At 60.9% G+C, this 22,085-nt stretch carries 17 protein-coding genes; 10 read left to right on the top strand and 7 right to left on the bottom strand.

What is annotated here, in order from left to right; genetic code table 11:
• The first annotated feature begins 9 nt into the window (after window positions 1-9).
• From QF047_RS10970 to QF047_RS10925, 10 genes are all read left to right on the top strand, one after another.
• Window positions 10-2,418: a glycoside hydrolase family 3 N-terminal domain-containing protein gene (locus tag QF047_RS10970; RefSeq protein WP_307276753.1), complete on the top strand. Its 2,409-nt coding sequence runs from the start codon at window positions 10-12 to the stop codon at window positions 2,416-2,418.
• Between the two features lie 161 nt (window positions 2,419-2,579).
• The gene (locus tag QF047_RS10965) at window positions 2,580-3,551 is read left to right on the top strand and encodes a family 43 glycosylhydrolase (RefSeq protein WP_307276750.1); all 972 of its coding nucleotides are present in this window, start codon (window positions 2,580-2,582) and stop codon (window positions 3,549-3,551) included.
• A gap of 78 nt (window positions 3,552-3,629) precedes the next feature.
• Window positions 3,630-4,757, top strand: a complete 1,128-nt coding sequence (locus tag QF047_RS10960; RefSeq protein ID WP_307276748.1) for a serine hydrolase domain-containing protein — start codon at window positions 3,630-3,632, stop codon at window positions 4,755-4,757.
• A 142-nt stretch (window positions 4,758-4,899) separates the two neighbouring features.
• Window positions 4,900-5,775, top strand: coding sequence for a 3-hydroxyacyl-CoA dehydrogenase family protein (locus tag QF047_RS10955; protein WP_307276745.1), 876 nt, complete (start codon window positions 4,900-4,902; stop codon window positions 5,773-5,775).
• Window positions 5,776-5,843: 68 nt separating this feature from the next.
• Complete coding sequence (locus tag QF047_RS10950; protein WP_307276742.1) at window positions 5,844-6,125, top strand: hypothetical protein; 282 nt, start codon at window positions 5,844-5,846, stop codon at window positions 6,123-6,125.
• A 71-nt stretch (window positions 6,126-6,196) separates the two neighbouring features.
• Window positions 6,197-9,013 (top strand): family 78 glycoside hydrolase catalytic domain, encoded by a 2,817-nt coding sequence (locus QF047_RS10945; RefSeq protein ID WP_307276741.1) that lies wholly within the window; start codon window positions 6,197-6,199, stop codon window positions 9,011-9,013.
• 207 nt (window positions 9,014-9,220) lie between these two features.
• A complete protein-coding gene (locus QF047_RS10940) occupies window positions 9,221-10,474 on the top strand; it encodes an MFS transporter (RefSeq protein WP_307276738.1) in 1,254 nt (417 codons plus the stop codon).
• A gap of 299 nt (window positions 10,475-10,773) precedes the next feature.
• Window positions 10,774-11,703 (top strand): nucleoside hydrolase, encoded by a 930-nt coding sequence (locus QF047_RS10935; RefSeq protein ID WP_307276735.1) that lies wholly within the window; start codon window positions 10,774-10,776, stop codon window positions 11,701-11,703.
• Between the two features lie 350 nt (window positions 11,704-12,053).
• Entirely contained in the window at window positions 12,054-13,448 is a 1,395-nt protein-coding gene (locus tag QF047_RS10930; RefSeq protein WP_307276733.1) for a hypothetical protein, read from the top strand.
• A gap of 23 nt (window positions 13,449-13,471) precedes the next feature.
• On the top strand, window positions 13,472-14,227 hold the full coding sequence (locus tag QF047_RS10925) for an SDR family NAD(P)-dependent oxidoreductase (RefSeq protein ID WP_307276730.1): 756 nt from the start codon (window positions 13,472-13,474) through the stop codon (window positions 14,225-14,227).
• A 265-nt stretch (window positions 14,228-14,492) separates the two neighbouring features.
• Here QF047_RS10925 and QF047_RS10920 read toward each other — a convergent pair whose 3' ends face one another.
• The 7 genes from QF047_RS10920 to QF047_RS10890 form a co-directional block, all read right to left on the bottom strand.
• Complete coding sequence (locus QF047_RS10920; protein WP_307276727.1) at window positions 14,493-15,029, bottom strand: LacI family DNA-binding transcriptional regulator; 537 nt, start codon at window positions 15,027-15,029, stop codon at window positions 14,493-14,495.
• Between the two features lie 340 nt (window positions 15,030-15,369).
• Window positions 15,370-16,137 carry a carbohydrate ABC transporter permease gene (locus tag QF047_RS10915; protein ID WP_307276724.1) on the bottom strand — a complete coding sequence of 256 codons (768 nt, stop codon included), beginning with the start codon at window positions 16,135-16,137 and terminating at the stop codon, window positions 15,370-15,372.
• Window positions 16,138-16,208: 71 nt separating this feature from the next.
• The gene (locus QF047_RS10910; RefSeq protein WP_307276721.1) at window positions 16,209-17,006 is read right to left on the bottom strand and encodes a carbohydrate ABC transporter permease; all 798 of its coding nucleotides are present in this window, start codon (window positions 17,004-17,006) and stop codon (window positions 16,209-16,211) included.
• 263 nt (window positions 17,007-17,269) lie between these two features.
• Window positions 17,270-18,634, bottom strand: coding sequence for an ABC transporter substrate-binding protein (locus QF047_RS10905; protein ID WP_307276718.1), 1,365 nt, complete (start codon window positions 18,632-18,634; stop codon window positions 17,270-17,272).
• Between the two features lie 244 nt (window positions 18,635-18,878).
• A complete protein-coding gene (locus tag QF047_RS10900) occupies window positions 18,879-20,087 on the bottom strand; it encodes an IS110 family transposase (RefSeq protein ID WP_307281890.1) in 1,209 nt (402 codons plus the stop codon).
• Between the two features lie 278 nt (window positions 20,088-20,365).
• Window positions 20,366-20,533 (bottom strand): hypothetical protein, encoded by a 168-nt coding sequence (locus QF047_RS10895; protein WP_307276716.1) that lies wholly within the window; start codon window positions 20,531-20,533, stop codon window positions 20,366-20,368.
• Window positions 20,534-21,223: 690 nt separating this feature from the next.
• Entirely contained in the window at window positions 21,224-22,084 is an 861-nt protein-coding gene (locus tag QF047_RS10890) for a phosphogluconate dehydrogenase C-terminal domain-containing protein (RefSeq protein ID WP_307276713.1), read from the bottom strand.
• Between the last annotated feature and the right edge of the window lies 1 nt (window position 22,085).

Raw genomic sequence — 22,085 nt, 5'->3', positions numbered from 1 at the left:
GGCATGAGCATGAGCACGTACGCAACGAAGCCATGGATGGACGAGCGGTTGACCGCAGGCGACCGGGCTGACCTGCTGCTGAGAAAGCTCAGCCTTGACGAGAAGATGGCACAGGTCTCCTGCTACTTCCCGATGGACATCACGCAGACAGAAGAGTTCCCTGAACGATTCCCCAATGGCATCGGCGAGGTGTCGTGCCTGGAGGCAAGATCCGCGCTCACCCTGGATGAGGTCACCGCGTTCCAGCGAAGCGTCCAGACGAAAGCCATGGAGGGCTCGGGGCACGGGATCCCGGCGATTTTTCACATGGAAGGGCTCTGCGGTGCGTATCTTCCGGGAGCAACCAGCTTCCCCTCCGGCCTCGGACGGGCCGCTGGCTGGAATATTGGCCTGGAGCGGGAGATTGGTAACATTGTCGGCCGGCAGGAACGGGCAGTTGGCATCACGCATACCTTGGCGCCTGTCCTGGACGTCTCCCGGGATCCGAGGATGGGGAGACAGGGTGAAACATATGGTGAGGACCCTACCCTTGCAGCCGCTCTGGGCGTAGCTCACACCAAAGGGCTCCAGGGAGAAGACGCGTCAGGTCGTCGTACTGACGCGGTGGCCAAGCACTTTGTTGGATCGCACCACACTGAGGGTGGCATCCACGGGGCGCACTGCAACGTCCCCGACCGTCTCCTCATGGAGCTGTACGGCAAACCCTTCCAGGCAGCGATTACCCTCGCCGGACTCCGGGGTGTCATGCCTTCCTACAATTCTGTCAGCGGTGAGCCGGTGTCTGCCTCCGCCCGGCTTCTCAAGACGGTGCTGCGGGAACAGATGGGTTTTGACGGCTTGCTGGTCTCTGACTACGGCGCCGTTGGAAACCTTCACACGGTTCAGCGTGTTGCGCAATCCCCGGCACATGCCGGTCTGGCTGCCCTGCGCGCGGGGATGGACGTTGAGCTCCACGTGCCCCAGGGCTTCGGTCCCGAACTGCGGGAGTGGTTCGAGGACGGACGCGCCGACGTTGCGCTCCTCGACCGGGCAGTTCACCGCGTTCTCTCCGCGAAGTTTCGAATGGGGCTCTTTGAGCAACCCTTCGCTCCGTACCCCGCCGAGCGGGACGCTTCATTCCAGTTGCCCGCGGACAAGGCTGTGGCTGTCCAGTCTGCACGGGAATCTCTGGTCCTCTTGCAGAATGATGGCACACTGCCGTTGCGGCGGGACGTGCGGACTCTTGCCGTCATCGGCTGCCATGCGGCAACTGCCCGATACTTTTTCGGTGGCTACACCCACTACTCCATGGCTGAGGGAAAACTCGCCGTCAACTCCTCGATGGCCGGTCTCACCACCAGCAGCGAAGATTATCAGACCGTTACCAACGCCGTTCCAGGCACCACCATCGAGGCGTCCGAGGGCCCGGCGTTCGAGGAACTGCTGCTGCAGCAGCAACCCGGCATCCGCAGCCTCCTCGACGAGCTTCGCGTCCGGCTACCCGAGACGGAAGTGAGTTGGGCGTACGGGTACCCAATTGCCGGCGGCGACGACTCCGGACACGACGAAGCCATCGCCCTTGCCGAGGGGGCCGACGTCGTGCTCGTAACACTCGGAGGCAAACACGGCACGGCCTCCATCGCGTCGACGGGTGAAGGCATTGATGCAACGGACATCAATCTGCCGCGCTGTCAGGACGACCTGATCGTCAAGCTCGCCAAGCTCGGCAAGCCGATAATCGGCGTCCACCTCGACGGTCGGCCGGTGTCCAGCGACGCGGCAGACACTCATTTGGCTGCCCTCCTCGAAGCCTGGAGTCCGGCCGAAGGCGGCGCCGAGGCGATAGTGGATGTCCTCACCGGCGCTTATAATCCCAGCGGGCGGCTCCCGGTCAGCATCGCACGCAACGCCGGCCAGGTCCCGGTCTACTACAACCACCCTCACGGGTCGGCTTGGAACCAAGGAGAGAGCGTTGGGTTTCCTGGTTACGTCGATGCGCCCCATGAGCCGCGATTCTTCTTTGGCCACGGGCTCTCCTACACCACCTTTGACTACTCGTCCCTGACCCTGTCGAAGCATGAGGTCGAAAGCGGCGATACGGTTAACATCTCTCTTACAGTGACGAACAGCGGCGACCGGTCCGGGACCGAGGTCGTACAGCTGTACGTCAGTGACCGGTTCGCCACGGTTTCGAGGCCCGTCCTGGAACTCGCCGGCTTCCGCCGCCTCCACCTCGAGCCGGGGCAGACTGCCCAGGTTGAATTCCATCTCGATATCAGCCAACTGGCCTTTCTCGACGTCGACATGCAGTGGCGGGTGGAAGCCGGAGAAGTAGACATCATGGTGGGAAGCTCCTCTGACGACATACGGGTAACCGACACACTGGCCATTATGTCCGACGCTCTCATTGACGGACGCAGCCGCGGGTTTTTTGCATAGTCCTACAGGACCGCCATCGGTACTGCCACGTGCCGCTTCGATTTTGACCTCTGATCACATCAACAACGAAAAGACTGATGACCGCGACATATAACAGCATTAGGCCGGGTCAGGCTTGGCTGGACACGAACGGGAACCGGATCCAGGCACACGGCGGGTCGATGCACATTGAGGACGGGGTCTTCTATTGGTACGGCGAAAACAAAGAGCGCACACTGCCAGGAAGCGGCATCTGGCATTGGGGCGTTCGTGCCTACTCCTCAACGGATCTTTATAACTGGGAAGACAGGGGCCTGATCATCCCGCCCGTCGAGGACGATAAGGAGTCGCCCCTGCATCCCGCCCGCTACATGGACCGCCCGCACATCATCTTCAACCGGCAATCCCAGAAGTACGTCTGCTGGCTGAAAATTATGGGAGACGACGCCCAGCGGTCCACCATCCTGACCGCCGATTCCTTCATGGGACCATACAAAATTGTGGAAAGCGGTGTCCGGCCCCTCGGGATGAACGCCGGCGACTTCGACCTGGTCATTGGGCCAAGCGATGGGAAAGGCTACTACTACTTTGAGCGCGTACACAGCGAGATGATATGTGCCGACCTCACCGAGGATTACACCGGAGTCACGGGGTATTACTCGACGCATTTCCACCACCCGGCGCCACCGTCTGTTCGGGAAGCGCCGGCGCACTTCAAGCGTGGGAGCACGCACTATCTGGTCACCTCAGGAACAACGGGGTATTTCCCAAACCCCTCGGAGCTCGCTTCCGCGCCCTCTTATCACGGCCCCTGGACGGTTCTTGGCAACCCCCACGTTGAGGATACGAGCGAAACGTCCTTCCGGAGCCAGATCAGCTGTGTCTTCAAGCACCCCACCAAGTCGGACCTTTACATTGCCATGGCCGACAGGTGGCGTCCGGATCTCAGTCCCGAAGATTCTGATGCGCGCGGCATGTTTGAACGTCGATTTGCCGGTACTCCACTTCCTGATGACGTACCTGAAGATTTCAATGCCATCGACACTTCCCAAGCCGACTACGTGTGGCTGCCCTTTACGTTCGACGGAGATTTTCCTGAGCTGAGATGGCAGGACGAGTGGCGGACAGAGGATTTCGACTCTGTTGACCAATGACGGTGACGGCGGGATAGAATTTAAACATTCTAATTATTGACAGCCTCTTCAAATTAATGAAATTACTGCAAGGAAGTCATGGCAATCGATACGAACTACGTAGCGCCCGGTTTCGAGGGCGTTGCTTCAGCGTTTTTTGCGACTATTCCGGACGGGCGACGTGCGGGCGCGGCCCTCTCAGTCTGGAAGGAGGGAGCCCCGGTCGTCTCCCTGGCGTCCGGCACGGCCGACGAAAGCATGCGTCCGTTCTCAAGCGAAACGCTTATTCCTGTTGCCTCGGTTACTAAAGGCCTGGCTTCTCTAGTGATTGCTCGACTGGTAGAGCTCGGGATCATGCCTGGGTACGATACGGAGATCGGCGAATTCTGGCCGGAGTTCGCCGCCCACGGCAAGGGAAAACTATCTATCGGCAACGTTTTAGCTCACAGGGCAGGCCTTTCTGCCCCACGGGAGACCTTGCCGAAGGCTGTCTACCTGGACTCAATTGCAACCGCGGATGTTCTTGCCGCGCAGGAACCACTATGGACACCCGGCCAAGGCTATCAATACCACAACATCACCCACGGCGCCCTGACCGCAAAGCTCGCGTTCCTTGCAACGGGACGATCTCTTGGCAGCCTATTCGCCCAAGACATGGCGCGGCCTCTATCCGCCGACGCCTGGATCGGGCTTCCTGAAGAATATGACGACAGGGTCGCTTCAATTGTGCCGGAGGCATGCCCCGCTGCCCCCGTTACTTCCAACCCCAATACCTATTGGTTGGAGCGGGCTGTGAATCTTGGCTCGGGAGTTGGTTTTCCTGAACTGGTGGAGTCCGCCGAGAGCCGGCGCGCGGAGATGCCTGGCGTCAATGGTTTCGCTTCCGCTGATGCTGTGGCGAAGATCTATTCTGCCTCCGTTGTGGAAACCGAGGGGGTTCGCTTACTTTCGGATGCGTCCGTAGACGAGTTGCGCAAGCCGCGTAGCATGGGCGCGCCAGTCTTCGGAGGACCGCCGCCGTATCAGAGCTTTGGCGCCGGAGTCATGATCCCCTCGCATTGGGCCCCTTATCTGACGGAGTACTCCTTTGGCCACGACGGCGCCCTGGGACAGGTGGCGTTCGCGGACCCATACTTCAAGGTCGGCTTCGCTTACTTCACCAATCAGGCTGGGGACTGGGAGCGAGGTCGGTCCGTGACGCAAGCGTTGTCGCGCGCGCTGAGCTGAGTGCCCGGGGCAGTGCTTCCTGCTTCTTACGCGTTTACGGGCGATGCGCAGTCAAGGGCGGGCCTAAAACTGAGGGCAACCAGATTGGTTTGCACTAAAACAACCAAGCACGACACCGACTTGAGCATCGAAAGAGGTACTGATGGCCAACGAAGCCTTAGCCCAGCCCCCAATCAGCAGTGTTGCGGTGATCGGTGCGGGGACCATGGGCCTCGCCATCGCCCGGCTCTTCGCGGGCATGGGGCGCTCCGTACGGATCTACGATGAGCGGGTTTCCAATCTGCCAGAACTTCCGGGCATTGAAGTCTGCTTAGACCTGTCTTCCTGTCTCATGGGTGCAGAAATCGTTTTCGAGGCCATTTCTGAGCAATTGAGCGCCAAGCAGGCGCTTCTCCGTCAAATTCAGGATTTGGCGGGTGCAGTTCCCGTGGCATCCAACACTTCCACCTTCCGTCCCGGTCAGCTGGCCGAGGGATTGGTTCACCCGGAGGCCATACTCGTAGCGCATTTCTTCCACCCGGCAGACGTCGTTCCGCTCGTGGAGTTGGTGCCACACGCAACGACTGCTGCATCTGCAGTGACAATAACCAGGGCGCTTCTTGAAGAGGCAGGCAAGGTAGTCGTGCCCCTGAGCCGGGAAGTTGACGGTTTTATCGCTAATCGGTTGCAGGCGGCACTTGTTCGTGAAGCTGTGTGGCTACTTCGAAACGGCATAGCGTCCGCTGAAGAGATTGATGCAGCAGTTGTCCATGGCATCGGACCCCGGTGGGCGCTTGCCGGTCCCTTTGAGGTCATGGACCGCGGAGGACTCGACATATGGCAGGCGGTAACAGGGCGTCTCTTTCCGCTGCTCAGCGTGGAGGCGTCCGCTCCGGAGGAAATTTCGTCCCGGGTTGTGCAAGGGGAGTTGGGTGCGAAATCCGGTCAGGGCTTTTACTCATATGACACGCACTCGACATCGCCGATGAACCGTTTGGATGCCGTTCTGCGCGCTGCCTCAACACCTGCCGCTTCTTGAGGCTCCCGATCAAAGAATCAACCGGCGGCCGGCACTTAGCCACTTGAGCAACTTATAGAGAGAATCAGATGTACAAGTACCCCGAAAGGGAATGGAGCCGACTCATTGGTGCTCCGGTGGAGATAAGAATCAACGGCACGACTGTCCGCTCTGGAACCGTCGAAGAAGCCATGCCAGACTCAAGCCTGCTCTGGATAGCGTCCGACGGAGCGCATGAGCGGGAATTGTATTCGTCAGCAGAAAATTACGAAGTCTGGATTGAGCCCAAGCTCCTGGACGCAGGTATGCGCTACCGGATGGCCAACAGCCAATTACATCCGGATAACTCCTCGGTTCCGCCCAGCTTTTAGTTCCAGGCTATCAATGTGGAACCTTTGACACAGAAGGTCCGCAACCAAAAACAACCCCTAATGGAGACTTCATGGCAATGGCTGCCGCTCCCGAGGCCCCCCGCTTTGAGCACCGCACCGACACGGGTCCCGTACTCGGAATTGGAACGGGGACTCCCCGACTCTCATGGTCGGTGCCGGACGCCGACGCCAACTATTCACAGACTGCCTATGAGGTTGAGATCAGCCGTGAAGGCAAGGCGGAGGTCTACCGAATCGTAAGCCACGATCAGGTTCTGGTTCCGTGGCCGGCGCCGGCGCTGGTATCGCGTGAAGAAGCGCGCGTGCGTGTTCGGGTTGCGCACGGCCAAGACTGGAGCGCATGGAGCGGGCCGTCTGTTGTCGAAGCCGGACTCCTCGATGCCGGGGACTGGACGGCGAGTTTCGTCAGCCCCGTTGGCATAGGAGGGGAGGATATGCCCGCGCCCATTTTGTCGGGTTCAATGGAGGTGCCCGCCGACATCAGCAAGGCCCGCCTCTATGCAACCGCCCACGGAATTTACACCGCAACCCTAAATGGTCACCGGATCGACGACAGCGTCCTGGCTCCCGGCTGGACCTCCTACGAACACCGCCTTCGCTACCACGCCTACGACGTCACGGCGTTGATGCGGACTGGTACCAATACTTTGGAAATGCTGCTCGGGAACGGCTGGTATCGCGGGCGGCTCGGCTTTGAAAACAAGCGCGCCCTCTACGGGAACCGGCTTGCAGTACTGGCCCAACTGGAGGTCACCACAGCCGACGGCGGCATCTATGTCCTGCTGTCCGACGGCTCCTGGACCGCCCGGGAGAGCAACATCCTGGCCGACGACCTGTATGACGGACAGCGCACCGACCTCCGAACCACCAACGATAAAGCCTCAGCAGTCCGATCGGTCGAGGTGATCAAAGCCGACCTTTCGCGGCTCGTAGCCCAAGAAGGGCCCGCTGTGCGGCCCACGGAAGTGTTGCCGGCGCTATCAGTCTTCATCTCTCCCTCCGGGCGAACGCTGGTGGACTTTGGCCAGAACCTTGTCGGCTGGATCCGGCTTCGGGTACACAGCCTTCCGGCAGGAAGTGAAGTTGTTATCCGCCATGCGGAGATACTGGAAAACGGCGAACTATGCACCGAACCACTGCGTTCAGCCAAAGCAACAGACTCCTACATCGTTTCCGGCGCGTCCCAGGAAACACTCGAGCCTTCTCTCACCTTTCACGGCTTCCGATATGCGGAGGTCACGGGCGTACCCGGCCTCAACGCAGAAGACATCGAGGCCGTTGTTATTGGATCGGATCTGAGACGCGCCGGGTGGTTCTCCTCGTCCAATGAACTGCTTAACAGGCTCCACGAGAATGTCGTGTGGAGCATCCGGGGCAACTTTCTCGATGTGCCCACTGACTGCCCCCAGCGTGACGAGCGCCTCGGCTGGACGGGAGATATCCAGATCTTCGCTCCCACAGCCTCGTTCCTTTTCGATACCGCAGGTTTCCTGAACTCCTGGCTCGCCGATCTTGCCGCTGAGCAGTTGCCTGACGGATCAGTTCCACATGTCATCCCCGACGTCGTCCATTCGGATTTCACCAATGCCCCCACTGCGGCATGGGGTGACGCGGCGGTACTTATTCCCTGGACGCTTTACCAGCGGAAGGGGGACCCGCAGATCCTTGAACAGCAGTTTGCGAGCATGTGCGGATGGGTGGAGAAGGTTGCCACGTTGGCAGGCCCCAGCCGGTTGTGGGCCGGGGGATACCAGTACGGGGACTGGCTGGACCCCAGCGCGCCGCCGGAAGATGCCGCTCGCGCCCAAACAGATCCCGACGTTGTTGCAACGGCTCACTTTGCGCGCTCCGCGGAAGTGCTGAGTAAGGCAGCGGCAGTGCTCGGACGAGACCAAGAAGCGGCAAGGTACGCCAAACTGGCCGACGAAGTGCGTGCCACCTTTGCCCGGAATTTCGTGACCCCCGCCGGCAGGATCCTCTCGGACACTCAGACCGCTTACGCCATGGCTTTGGAGTGGGCGCTACTGCCGAATGAAGACCAACGGGAGGAGGCGGGCCGGCAGCTGGCTGACCTGGTGCGCATGAGCGGATTCCGTATCAGCACAGGGTTCGTCGGCACCCCCCTCGTATGCGACGCCCTGACGTCGACGGGACACGTGGAGACTGCGTACAGGCTTTTGTTGCAGACGGGCTGCCCATCATGGCTCTACCCGGTCACCATGGGGGCGACCACCATCTGGGAACGCTGGGACAGCATGCGGCCTGATGGCAGCGTCAACCCGGGGGGAATGACATCTTTCAACCACTATGCCTTAGGCGCGGTCGCCGACTGGATGCACCGCAGCCTGGCCGGACTGGCACCTGCCGCACCCGGCTACCGTGAACTGGTCGTTCGTCCGTACCCCACGGCTGCCCTTACCTCGGCGTCCGCCCGCCACCTGACCCCTTATGGGGAAGCCGCTGTTCGGTGGGAGCGCGCCGGCGGCCGACTGAAGCTGGACGTGAAGGTCCCGGTGGGCGGGACAGCGCAGGTTCATGTCCCAGGCACTACGGAGCCGCAGACGGTTGGACACGGCGGGCACACCTGGGACGTAGCTGATCCCACGCCAAGCCCGGAGAGCCAGGCAGTCGAGACCATCCGCGACGTGCTTGACTACATGCCAGCCGCGTGGTCGGCTGTGGTCGATGCAGCCGTCGAAACTGGCGTTACCCCCGAAGGTGAAGCCCAGGTTGCAGACAAAATCAGCCGGTACCTCAATCAACCGGCCAATACACTCGGGACCGCGCTGGTCCCGGAACCGTGGGTCAACGCAAGGGTGCCCTTGCGGAAGCGTGTAGCCGAAATCCTCGCTGAGCCGCGTTCATGACGGCGCAGCACGGGGCCGGAAACTGCGCGCTGCAGCCGGTCCTTCCCGGCCTCCACACCCTGTCGGCTGGGCGAAGATCGGCAATATCGCGATACCCTCGCGACGGGAAATGTCTGCAGCTCACCACTTCCGATCCACTGCCGTGGCATCAATGCCACTGATCCGCAGTCATCGCGGCAGGTTGCTTCAATCTTGTGAGGAAACAGGATGACGTCTTCCGCGAAGCCGGACCAGGCAAAGCAACCCGCCGCCCGAGGGTCCCAGGAAAAGTTCCCCCTTTATGGGCTGCTTGCACTTTCGGCGGCGATTTTCATCTCGATGGCCACGGAGTTCCTTCCAGGCGGCCTTATCCCGCTGATTGCTGAAGAGTTTGGCCGTCCCCCCTCCGAACTTGGAAGTCTGATCACCGTCTTCGCGCTGACGGTGATGCTCAGCACGGTTCCCTTGGCCATACTCACCCGACGGGTCCCACGCAAAACAATGGTTCTGATCGCCTTCGCCTTCATCGGGATCGGCAATCTAGCAACCTTCCTCTCGCCAACCTTTGAATTTCTTCTTGCCGCCCGCGTTTTGGGAGCGTTGGCGCACGGCGCCTTCTGGTCGGTGGTCGCAGCTTACCCAGCGCATTTGGTCGGTCATTTACAGCTTGGAAAGGCTACCGCCATCACTGCAGCGGGCGGCTCTGTTTCCGGTGTGCTGGGCATTCCGTTGGGAAACGCGTTGGGCCAGGCCTTCGGGTGGCGGACCTCCTTCGCAGTGTTAGCCGCGTTCGTCCTGGTGGTCTGTCTGCTGATGGCCTGGAAGTTGCCGGCTATAGCAAAACCAGCAGCAAGATCCGAAAGGGAGGCCCTACCTCCGGTACGTCAGGATCCCACTCTGCTGGCTGTGCTGGTTGTGTGCCTCCTTATCCTCCTGGTAGTCGCTGCACAGGTTAGTTTTGGCACATTCAGCGTCGTATGGCTGCTGGACGTAGTCCATATCCCCCCTGCCGTTGTCCCGGTCATGCTCTTCTGCGGGGGTGTGGCGAGCGCCCTTGGAGTCGCGCTGACCGGTGCCCTATATAGCAGGTTCCCCGTACGCCTGTTCCTCGGTGCCCTCGTGGTGCTGGTCGGCCTGCTATGTGCCATGCCGGTGGCCGCCGGATTCCAGCCAGCCGTTTGGATTCTTTCGGCCGCGATGGGGGCGGTATTTGGCGGGGTACCTGTCATGCTGCAGACACGGATGATGTGGACGGCTTCGCCGCGCGCCCGGAACGTTGCCGCCGCCTTGCAGACAACGGCTTTTAACGTTGGCATTGCAGGTGGGGCCTTCATGGGCGGAATCGCAATCGAACAATCAAGCATTGAAGCGCTGCCGTTTTGGGGCGCAACCGCGATGTTCGTTGCCCTGGCCGTAGCAGTTCTCTGGGAACTTCGGACCAGGCAGACACGTGACACGAAGCGGTCGACCGCGGTTCAGTAGCTACCCCAGTTCAGTGATAATGGCAGGCCGCACGCGAGCCCGTAAAGCGATCAGCACCAGGTGCCGTCTGCTCAGTCTGGCGCAACCGGTTCCATTAGATTGAAAAGCTCGTTAGTATTTGGAAGAGTCGCCGGAGCTTCCAAAGCAAGCCTTCATCGCCGCAGCAGAGATTACTGCCCACGTCGTTGCTCCGGCTGCTACGAAACTGTCATCTATCGTCGACATTAATTGCCGTGGAGCGTAACTCAACGGACGAAGAACGCTGCCCATATATGGACCATCAATGCATAGGAGTTTCAGTGCTGAAACGCAGATTGATCATCAACACCGACGCCAAGAATGAGGCGGACGATCAGTTCGCGATCGTCCAAGGACTGCTTTCTCCAAGTCTGGACATCCGGGGAGTGATTCCAGCGCATTTTGGAACGTCCCGAACACACACGAGCCGGGCTCAATCGCGCGAAGAAGTAGACCTGCTCCTGGACTACCTCCGCCTAAGAGATACGATCGTAGTCGCCGACGGCGCAGATACTGCGCTCCCGGACGAGTTCACCGCCGTACCCTCCGCGGGCTCCCGATTGATCATCGACGAGGCGTTTGAGAGCGACGAACGCTTATTTGTGGCCTTTCTGGGTCCGCTGACGGACATGGCATCGGCAATCCTCGAAGAACCATCCATTCAGGATCGTGACGTCGTCGTCGTGTGGATCGGCGGTCCCCCCTATGGTGGGACAGTCCACGAGTACTCCAACGAGTTCAACCTCAGCAATGACGTCAATGCAGCGAACGTGGTCTTCAGTTCCAGGCTCACGATCTGGCAGATTCCCATGAGCGTGTACACCATGGTTAGTGTCGGCTACGCGGAGCTCGAAGGCAGAGTACGGCCCTGCGGGCCGCTCGGAGATTACCTCGCGCAGCAACTTATCGATTTCAACGCGGCGCATGGGCTCAACATGGAATACCGCACGCTTGGCGACAGCCCGGCGATCGGCGTCGTGATGAACCCCTCAGGTGCGATGTGGAGGGACTGGCCGCGTCGTCGTTTCACGGCAGATTGCCAGATGATTCCGTCGGACGGCACCTCTGTCTTGGAAGGCCCGCTTAAGCCCTACCGCACTGTTGACGCTGATTTTGTCAATAGAACGGTGCGGGTGGCTGAGTCCATTGATTCGCGGTGGCTCCTCGAAGACTTCTTTCACAAGCTGGATCAGTTCGCCAAGAAGGTTTGATAATGCTTGCCGAGAACAAGTCCCGGCTTTTCGAACGGAACCGGTCATTTGGCCACGGACCCTGGCAGCTTCAACTACGTGGGGACGAAATTGCTGATATTGAATACCTGGGGCATCCAGTCCTGAGAGGCATCCGGGCAGTGGTCCGGGACTATGACTGGAGAACTTTAACCCCCTGTATTGAATCTGCCACCGGCTCCCATGACGGAGCAACTTCCACCCAAACACTCCGCATACGGTTCGCCAGCTTCGGCTGCGAATACGCCGCCGCACTGACTCTTCAGGCTTCCGACGATGATCTGCTTGTGACCTTCGTCGGCACTGCGACCCAACATTTCAGCAGTAACCGCGTGGGTCTTGTCGTCCTGCACAGGTCCGATGACGCTGGCCGTGACATCATCGTCACGTCACCGGACGGCACTCTGACCAAGGGCGCCTTTCCCACGGACATCAGCCCGCATCAACCGCTAACCGATATCGCCGCCATGAGCTGGGAACGGGACGGCACAGCGTTCCGGTTGGAGTTCACCGGCGACGTGTTCGAAACTGAAGACCAGAGAAACTGGACGGATGCTTCCTTCAAGACCTACAGTCCTCCCTTGTCCCGGCCCTTCCCGGTCAGCGTGCACACCGGCGACCAAACCCACCAGGCCATCCGCCTCAGCGCTAAACCCCGCACGGGAATAACTACCTGCCCTGCCCCACGGTACGTAACGGGCATACCGACAGTGCGAAGGGAAGCGCGGGCGCGCGTGCCGGCTCTCGGTACGTCCGCTTCCACAGCGGCGATTGAACTAGCCCCCGTGCCCGGCCTTGCAGCCCTGATCGTTGAAGTGCCTGGCGGCGATTTCGCCGTAGCTGCAGAGCTGCTGGTTCAGGCCAGACATCAGGCCATGATGCTTGGGACCGCGCTGGACGTGCGGATCATCGCGGACGGCCCCGGGGACATACCCCCGCTCGTGGACCTGCTGCCCCTGGATAGCGCAGCACGGATCAGCGTGTTCAGCTCCCATGGGCACGTCACGGAACCAGATCTTTGGGAGCAGTTGCTTGTTGCAGTGAAAAGACGCGGACTTTCCAGTGCAGTGCTGTCCGGCACCCGCGCCCACTTTACCGAGCTCAACCGTAGCCGGTACTCCATCCGGCCGGACGCCGAAGCAATCACGTACAGCCTCACACCCCAGATGCACGCCACCGAAGTACCGCACATCATTGAAAGCCTCCCCATGCAGCGCGAGACGGCATTGAACGCCCTCCGGCTCGGGTCCGGCCAACCGCTGCACATCGGCCCCGTAACGCTGAAAGCACGCTTCAACGCAGTCTCCACCCGCGGCGCCTACGATCCCGCTACCTTGGAGGCCATGACCGCCGACCCGCTTCAAGCAGAGGAGTTCACCGCCGCCTGGCTCCTGGGCAGCATCAATGCCCTGACGCTGCCCGGCGTTGAATCCATTAGTTACTTCGAAGCCAGTGGACCGAGAGGTCTCGTCACCGAAGGAGGAGCCGCAACCCCTGCGTTCGCAATCCTGTCGCAACTGGCCACCCTCCGTGGTGCGGACGTGCTGCACGTCGAAGGAGACGTTGCCGGCCTTGTGCTTTACCCAGTGGTATCGGGAAGCAAGGTGCTGCTCTTCGCGGCCAACCTGACTCCGCGACCACTCAGTACAGCCGTAAAACTTGAAGACGGGTACCCACACGGCCTTCATCTCCCAGCTTGGTCTGCCCTTACCCGGCCGCTCAGCTGACCCAACACGAAAAGAGGAACACGATGTCCAACAGGCTCGAAGGCAAGACCGCTCTCGTTACCGGTGCCGGATCCGGTATCGGCTTGGCAGTGGCGCAGCGCTTTACCGCTGAAGGTGCCCGCGTCTACTTCGCTGACATCAATGTCGATGCCGCAAAGAAGGCAGCCTCAGCCAGCGGCAGCGACCGGGCGACCGCTCTGGCCGTTGATATCTCCGATGAGCAGAGTGTCGAAGCTGCCTACGCAGCCATTACAGCCGACGGTGAGTTGCACATAGTTGTGGCTAATGCTGGCGTCCAGCTTTTCGGGCAGGATGCCAAGGTGGGCGAGCTGGCCTTGGAAGTCTGGGAAAAGACCGTAGCCATCAACCATCGCGGAACGTTCCTTACCCTAAAGCACGCAGTACGGGCCCTTCAGGGCAGGGGAGGATCGATCATCTGCACGGGCAGCCCGACCGCCGTCGTGGCCTGCGGTCAAACCTTCACCGCTTATTCGAGCTCAAAGGCCGGCGTTCACGGCCTGGCACGGGTCGTCGCGGCCGACTACGCCCAAGAAGGAATCCGGGTAAACACGGTCGTCCCTGGATACACCGAAACCCCCCTCGTGCAAACCATCGCCGACGACCCTACCCTCCGTGCCGGGCTCGTTAACTCGACCATGCTCGGCCGGGCAGGGACCGCTGCCGACGTCGAAGGCATCATGGTCTACCTCGCCAGCGACGAATCAGCATATGCCACAGGGGGTCTCTTCACTGTTGACGGCGGCCTCACGGCGCTGTGACAGCACCAGCAGCGCCCTTAACTGCGCAAGATGAACTCGAAGTACCGCGGACAGACGCGCCTGTAGTTTAGAAGGAGCCCGGAGTTCAGGACCACGATCAAGCACGGACGGAAGAACTATCAAAGTCTGAAAAACTGCGCGCGAATCTGGCTGGGAAGCAGGTCCGCTGGTGCGGGCGGGACTATCGGCAGGAGTACTTCGCCCCATCCTCGCAGGTAGCTCCGACGGTCGAGTTAACAGGGATTGAACGGCGCAGTGTGGCCGCTCACCCGCCGGTCAAGTCGATGGTGGTCACTGTCGAAGCATCGATCAGCCGACGGCCCATTCCGTTGTCTGCCCGGACCCAGAAGTACGAGTTGTCTGGCATTACTGCATCCACCAGGCCCGAAAGTACTTCGGGTCCCACTTGTACGGTGACATGTTCGCCGGGCCTAACGTCGACCGGTAGGCGGATTTTCTCCTGGCCAGGTATAACTCTGCCCTCCGGCGCGCCTTCTTGCTGGCATGTTCCCTCGTTGTAGCTCAGCTGTCCTTCTAACTTTTTCCAGTTGGGCCTGCGCCGAGCGCGCGGCTGACGGGCGTACTCATCCGGCTGGAAGTTCACTTCGCGGATGGCTCGTTCAATGCGAAATCTCGTCGTCGCCGCCACCACATGGGGTTTGTTGAGGAAATTTGAAACGGTGGCACGGGACACACCGGCGGCCATGGCGACGTCCCGCATCTTCGCAGCCGGGTTCGGCAGTTCCCTGCCCGAGGGCGAACTGTCAGCTGACAGGACGACCTCATTACGTCCACTGCTCATGGTTAGACTTCTCCCCTAGGTCCTAGTTGTCGGCACATTCGATGAGTTGGGGTCTGTTGAAATTGGGATTGCAGGGCCGGTGCTGTGGATTCAGCAATTCCCTCCCGGCTCGGCCCACTTGCCGGCACTTGACCGGCGACCTTTGCTGGACTGCCAGGCTACTTTGCAGGAAACTGGTCGGCTTGAGAGGTCACTTTCGAGCCTACGAAGGCTGCCAGCTGGTAAAGGTTGGCAGCCTTCCATGGGCATGGAGGGGGCAAAGGGGTGAAGGAGTTCAATTGCACACGCCGGGGCTACTGCTCGTTCCCGTTTCACGGCCTCGAGCTTGGGCAGTATTCCGCTACTTGAGTCCCGTCGTCGCAACGCCCTGCAGGATCTGGCGTTGGAACACGATGAAGGCAACGACGGGCGGCAGCACGTACAGCAGCACTGCGGCAAGAGTTGGACCGGTGAGAACGGCGTTGCCCTGAGTGTTGAGCACCCCGGTCGCCAGCCGGACAGAGAGTGTTTGCGCAGGTTGGCTGTAGAGCAGAATGCTCTGTACGAGCACCTCGCCCCAAATATAGGTAATTGCAAGGATCGTCACAGTGGCGATGGCCGTCCGGGAATTTGGCACCACGATCTTCGTAATGATTCCCCATCGGCCCAAACCATCGATCATCGCAGCCTCCTCGAGTTCTAGAGGGAATGAGTCGAAGAACTGCCTAAAGAGGAAAATGTAGAAGGCGTTTCCCGCCACTCCCCAAAGCAGCCAGGGAACGACCGTATTGGTCAAGCCTAGGCGGGAGTACAGCACAAACAACGGGATGAGGTACACAAAGATTGGTACGAGCATCGTTGCCACGATGACCCCGAAGAGCGTCCTGGAGCCGCGGGCCTTCAACCGAGCGAACGCGTAACCTGCGCAGAAGCTGGACGCTACCACGGGGACCGTATACACCACAGCAACCACTACAGAGTTCCACGCGTACCGGAGCAGGTCCATCCGTGCGAACGCGGTCGCGAAGTTGTCGATCGATACCAGGGTCGAACGAATTGACCCGTCAGGCGAGAAACTGATGAACGCGAGCACCGCAATCGGAGCCACGAGAACGACGCCGATCACCACCAGGGGTAGGATCAACGACCGCCGACGTGCCCCCGGCATGTATCGGGCACGGCCAATTCGAAGTCCGCTCATCACAGGTTCCCACTTTCGCTGTGAACCCAAAATCGTCGAGTCGCGAAAAGCAGAAGGGTGATGGCGACGGACCCCGCGAAAGTGATCCAGAGCAAAGCAGACGCGTACCCGAAGCGCTGCTCGGTGAACATCTGTTGGTACGTGTATACCGGAAGCAGCAGATTGTCGTTCGGCACGCTGGCTGGAGCGATTGGCGACGACGTAGCTAGCAGGATAGGCTCCACCACCACGCCGAGGGCGTAGATCAACGCCAACAAGATCTGGAAGAACGCGACTGGCGAGATGAGCGGAAATACGATGTGCCGCAGCCTCGAGAAGTAGCCTGCTCCGTCCACCAGCGCGGCCTGCTCGAGCTCAACCGGCACGTTCTGCAACGCAGCAAGGTACATGACGGTGCCGAGCCCGAGCCCCAGCCACAAGGACATGGAGACGAGGGACGAGGTTGCGAAATCGCTGAACCAAGCCACGCCCCAGGAAGGGTTAATTGCACGGAGCGCGGTGTTGATCACTCCCGTGTCCTGGTTGAACAGCGCACGCCAAATGTAGGCGGCTCCTACCACCGGAATCACGCTCGGCAGGTAGTAAAGGGACCTGAACAAGCCGCGAACGTGGGGTCCTGCGTTGATGAGCAAGGCCAGTGAGAGTGCTACGAGGAAATTCAGTGGAACGTAGCTGAGCACAAAAACTGCGGTGCGCGCCGCAGCCTCACCGACATTCGGGTCGCTGAAAGCCCGGATGTAGTTGTTGAACCCGACAAAACGTGCAAGGTCGGGGCTGATGCCGTTGTAGTTCGTCAACGAGATCACGAGACCGACGACCAGCGGCGCTACCCCCAGCAATACGAACCCCGCCAGCCAAGGAAGAGTAAGGATACGGAACCACTTGGCGTCATCACGTCGCCGGTAATCCGTCAGCGCGTGCGGCGCGCGGGTTCTAAGTGGCCTCCGAGGCCGCTCAAGTGGTGGACGAGGCCTAAGTAACGTCATTTTAATCGTGTCCTGTCGTGTGGGTTGCCGGATGGAGGGGCGGACACGGCCTCGCGTGTCCGCCCCGCCGATGCTCATTCGACCGCTGATACGCCGTCGGCGATCGTCGTGTTCACGTCCTTTTCGATCTGGCTCGCGAACTCGTTGATGTCGATCTGCCCCTTGATGTAGTCCTGCAGGTGCTTGCTGTAGCTGTTGGTGAATGCTCCGTCGTCGTAGTAACGGTTGAAGCTGAGCGACGGAGACACCTTGGCCTCGGAATTGGCCACCTCTAGCACCTTCTTGTCGATGGGGGTGTCTTGTGGAAGGTGCTCGCTATAAGCTTTCAGGGCTGGGAATCCCCAGCCGGCCTGTGCTCGCTCGACCGCCTGCGGGCCGGCTATGTACCACTTCAGGAGTTCCAGTGCCGCTTGCGCGTTCTTTGACTTGGAGGAAATTACCCACCCGGTGGCGCTGACGGTGGGGTTGATTCGTGCGTTCGCATCGCTCCAGTAAGGCGCAGGCAGCAGGGTGTAGTCGGTTCCCACGGCTGTCTTGCCGGAGTTGATTTGCGCGTTGAACCAGTAGCCGAAGTTGACCATGGCTACCTTGCCCTTCATGAACTCATCGCCGCCCCACGTCGCCGAAGGATTGAGTGGGCTGTGTGTTGCGCCGTCCTTTGCCAGATCGGCTATGAATTTCAAAGCATTTACGGCACGCGGGTTTGAAGTTAGGACGATCGACTTGTCGTCGTCCGAGTAGAGCGACTCACCCCCCTCTGCCAGCGCGACCTGGATGGTTCGCGCCGGGCCAAGCAACTCCCAGGACCCGGTGAGCCCCAATTGCGACGTCGCTTCGCCGGCCTTGACGGTGAGCTTGCGGGCAAGCTCACCGATCTGTGTCCATGACAGCGGCACCTTTGGGTCAGGAATCGGTATCCCGGCTTCCTGAAAGAGCTTGTTGTTGACGAAGATTGTGAAATCGGGGGACCAGTCCTTGGGCGCCCCGTACTGCCTATCGTTCACGGTGTAGAGCTGTGCGGCAGGGTAGGTGGATGCGTCGTCCATCCCGGAGGCGCGGAGCGCGTCGGTCAGGTCGAGCAACTGCCCCTGCGCGACCAAGGCAGGGATTTGCGGGCCCGTGGGGCGCCAGATGTCCGGCGGGTCCCCGGCGGCCTGCAAAGCCTTCAGTTTGACCGGGTCCTCATCGACCTGCTCGACCTTGATGTTGGGATATTGCTCGTTAAAATCGGCGATGTTCTGCGCCGTGAGTTCGTCCGGAGGAACCATGACGGTGACGGTGCCGGTGACCGACTTCGGGTCGGCGTTCAGGTCAAGGTTTGATCCAGTCTCCGGTTGCGCGGAGCAGGATGACAGGGCGAGAACAGTGGCGCCCAGCAGCGCGGTAATCGCGAGACGAGTTCGCCGCCCCTCAAAGTTACGGCGAGTGAGATTTAGCATCCGATACCTCTCTGTAAGGACGCACATTATTTCCAATATTTGGAATGTGTTGTCAATAATTGCAACGCTAGTCCGATGGTAGCGAAAGGGTTACCGCAAAAACAAGACCCGGCACTCAGAGGCAACTCGAGCTTGACCTCCTTCGGCCCTCGCTTGGTCGCTCAGTATGGGCTAGGCCGGATCGTAGGCCATCCTGCGCTTCGGGCGCCTCGTCATCCCGGGGGGGGTGCCTCTATGGTTTTCGTCAAGCCGCTGATGGCAGATTTCGTGGTTCCGGTTCCTGGTAGAGAGTTCCGTCTCGGAGCATGGCGAAGAGGACGTCTGACCGTCGGCGTGCGAGGGCGATGAGGGCCTGGTTGTGGCGTTTGCCTTCGGCCCGTTTGCGGTCGTAGTAGGCGCGCGACGGCGGGTGGTGCAGGGCTGCGAAGGCGGAGAGGAACAGGGCGCGTTTGAGTTTCTTGTTCCCGCGTCGGCTGGTGTGTTCGCCTCTGATCGATGTCCCAGAGCGCCTGGTGACAGGTGCAATGCCGGCGTAAGAGGCCAGATGTGCGGCGCTGGCGAAGTGCTTGCCGGTGACTTCGGTGAGGATGCGGGCGCAGGTCCTGACGCCGATGCCGGGCATCGAGGTCAGGACCTTGTGAAGAGGGTGGGCCTCCACGAGGGCTTCAACCTGGGCCGCGATGTCGTCCCGCTGATGGCGAAGGGAGAGCAGCTGTTCGGCCAGTTTCGGCAGCACGATCCCTGCGGCACCGGTGCCCACGACCACTACGGTTTGTTGGCCCAATGCCGTGAAGATCGCATCGGTGAGCCGTTCGGCGGCCCGCGGCGCGTGCTTCTTCAGCCTGGCTTTGACGTGTCCGCGGCCGGCCGTCTTCAGTGCCGCGGGTGTGGGATGGCGGGTAAGCAGGTCCGCCACCGCTGGGTGATCAAGGTGCGGCCCCAGGGCCCGTTCCAGGGCCGGGTGGATCTGGGTAAGGAGTCCGCGGATCCGGTTGGACGTCGCGGTGATCTGGGCCGCGAGGTCGTCGTCGAAGCCGCAGAGCACGCCGAGCTCGGCCAGCGTCTCATCATCCAGGGCGATGGACCGCAGCGTGTGTGGCATGCTGCGTGCCGCTTCAGCGATGATCGCCGCATCTCTGGCATCGGTCTTCGCCTGGCCTGGGTGCAGGTCCGCGATCCGCCGCATCGCCAGGCCCGGCAGGTAGCCGACTGCTGCGCCGGAAGCTTGGGCGACTGCGACGGGCAGTGCCCCGATAGTGGCAGGCTGGTCCACCACCAGCAGGATTTTCCCGTGCCCGGACAGCCCGTCGAGGATCTCCCGCAGCCGGACTTCGTCGTTGGGAAGGGCTTTGTCGAAGAGCTTCTTGCCGGCCTTGTCCAGGGCCACGGCATGGTGGCCGGATTTCCCGACGTCCAAGCCGATGAATACGTCTATGTGCTGCTGATCCAGAATCACCGCCACACTCGCTCCCTTGTTCGCGCGTCAAAATCCTGTGCTGGCTGGTCAACGGCGGCAGGTGTCGGCATCCACGTTACGAAGGACCCGTCGTCGTGCCTCTATCAGCGATCAGCTGCCGCCAAGCCGGTCCCGGTGACAACACCCCCCGGATCATGAACGACTGGGGGCAGAAACCATGCCGGGACCGACCGGCCAACACACCCTCATCCTGCAACAGGACCGGGGGCTACGAAAAAGGTAACGGGGGGGAACAGCTTCCACGGCGGCGATGATCAGGGCATTAAGGTGAGCCAGGAAGCCTTCCTGGACTGCATGGTGAGCCGGTTGAGGGCCTGGCGGGCAGCGTCAAGTTGGAGCAACAGGCCTGAGGGTTGGTGTTCCGTGGCGTCCTCGACGGCCTTCGGCTGTCGGGCATGGTCGCCGCGAAGGATGGCTTCCATCCGCTGGGGCATTGGGGGCCATGCCCGGGTCCGCCCTGCGTAGCGCAGTGCGGCTTCATCATGCGGATGTGACGTCGGGCAGCCCCGCTAGGGGTGGGTACGGTGCGCAGGAGTTCTTGGTTTCGGTGCGAATGATCCCGTTCTGCCATGCCGCCACGACGTCCAAGTACAGGGTGCAATAGACGTAACACTAAGCGAAGCTCGTTGACCATCTGCTGCCGCGACCAGAGGGCGTCCTGCTAGGTGCGGGCCGGGACGGTGACCGTCCTGGCCTGGTCGGTATCCGCCAGCAGGGGACGGTGACCGCGGGCATCGGTGCCAAAAATATTTGCCAGCACCAGCGCATCCCCCCGGGTCGGACTTATTTCCTCGCGACCCGACGCCGGTCGCGATAACGGGCTGCCGCGGGCGGAATCCCTGCAGAGATCTTCCTGGCTTCCGTGCATAGTGACGACGTCCCCTCGAACATGCCAGTAATGTGTGGTGGCATGCCCGATGCAGCGTCGGCCTTGTCCGCGGAGCGATTCCCACTTTCGGTGCAGCTACGCGCGCGATAAAAGGCGGGCAATCCCGACAGGGAGCGAATCACCCCCAGTCGTCCGGTTGTCGTGCCTTGGTTGCAGTGACGACCGGGGGAGGACCCGCCGTCCTCACTGCCTCCTGGCGGCTGTGCGCTGCAGAAGTGTCCTTCTAGTGCTTGACTGCTTCGAGCCTGAGCATTTTGGCGATGACGCTGTCCAATTCGGAGTCGTCGAAAATTTTCTTCCAGTCGTCCTTGATGATGGTATCTCTGCCGTACTGAATGGCGATTTCGCAGGCCTCCGAGAACGGATTGGAGCCGCGCAGCGCGTTGGTGAGGGCGATCTGGACGTGGCCGAACAGCATCGCCTTGGCTGCTTCCTCGGGAACGCCGGCGGTGTGGACTGTCTCGTGCAGGGCCTCGTTAAGCAGGGTGCCGATCATGCAGGCCACGGTTTCGACCAGTGTGGGTTCGAGGATGGCCAGCTGCTTGACGGTGACCCAGTGGACGTCGATGACGGGGGCGTAGATGACGCGGATGATGGCCTCGGCGGCAGCCTTGGTCTCGTCAGAGGCGTTGTCGTCGATGGCAGCAACAACGTTTTGAGGCGCGCCTTCGCCGCCGAAGGTGTCGGCCCATTCTTCCTTGGTGGTGCGCTCCAAAAACACGGACGGGTGGCAAGGGTGAGCGACTGCCTGAACGACGTCCTCGCGCTTTGCCAGCAAGCCTGCGTAGGCGGCTGCGGGGTCCAGGGTAAGCAGGATCGCGCCGGCCTTCATCTGGGGGACCACGCCCTCGGACACGACGCCAAGGACAGTGTCCGGGACGGCGAGGATGACCACATCGGCGCCCCTGACAGCGTCATCAGTGGAGCTAATGTCTCGGCCTTCTGCCCTTATGCGTTCCTGGCCGGCGGGGGAGTTCTCACTGTAGTAGACGGTGTGGGCGCTCTTTTGGAGGTTCCGGGAAACACGCATACCCATTTTTCCTCCGGCTCCGATGACGGCGACGGTCAATTTTTCTGCAGACATT

This window comes from Arthrobacter sp. W4I7 (genome assembly GCF_030816215.1).
GTDB classification, from domain to species: domain Bacteria; phylum Actinomycetota; class Actinomycetes; order Actinomycetales; family Micrococcaceae; genus Arthrobacter; species Arthrobacter siccitolerans_A.
Note: the sequence above shows the minus strand (reverse complement) of the source record. Positions and strands in the feature narration are given on the sequence as shown.

Coding starts and splice junctions, on each gene's coding strand:
- QF047_RS10950 (WP_307276742.1), top strand. CDS start 5,844: ATGTACAAGTACCCCGAAAGGGAATGGAGCCGACTCATTGGTGCTCCG.
- QF047_RS10945 (WP_307276741.1), top strand. CDS start 6,197: ATGGCAATGGCTGCCGCTCCCGAGGCCCCCCGCTTTGAGCACCGCACC.
- QF047_RS10970 (WP_307276753.1), top strand. CDS start 10: ATGAGCACGTACGCAACGAAGCCATGGATGGACGAGCGGTTGACCGCA.
- QF047_RS10905 (WP_307276718.1), bottom strand. CDS start 18,634: ATGCTAAATCTCACTCGCCGTAACTTTGAGGGGCGGCGAACTCGTCTC.
- QF047_RS10955 (WP_307276745.1), top strand. CDS start 4,900: ATGGCCAACGAAGCCTTAGCCCAGCCCCCAATCAGCAGTGTTGCGGTG.
- QF047_RS10920 (WP_307276727.1), bottom strand. CDS start 15,029: ATGAGCAGTGGACGTAATGAGGTCGTCCTGTCAGCTGACAGTTCGCCC.
- QF047_RS10890 (WP_307276713.1), bottom strand. CDS start 22,084: ATGTCTGCAGAAAAATTGACCGTCGCCGTCATCGGAGCCGGAGGAAAA.
- QF047_RS10925 (WP_307276730.1), top strand. CDS start 13,472: ATGTCCAACAGGCTCGAAGGCAAGACCGCTCTCGTTACCGGTGCCGGA.
- QF047_RS10940 (WP_307276738.1), top strand. CDS start 9,221: ATGACGTCTTCCGCGAAGCCGGACCAGGCAAAGCAACCCGCCGCCCGA.
- QF047_RS10960 (WP_307276748.1), top strand. CDS start 3,630: ATGGCAATCGATACGAACTACGTAGCGCCCGGTTTCGAGGGCGTTGCT.
- QF047_RS10965 (WP_307276750.1), top strand. CDS start 2,580: ATGCACATTGAGGACGGGGTCTTCTATTGGTACGGCGAAAACAAAGAG.
- QF047_RS10895 (WP_307276716.1), bottom strand. CDS start 20,533: ATGGAAGCCATCCTTCGCGGCGACCATGCCCGACAGCCGAAGGCCGTC.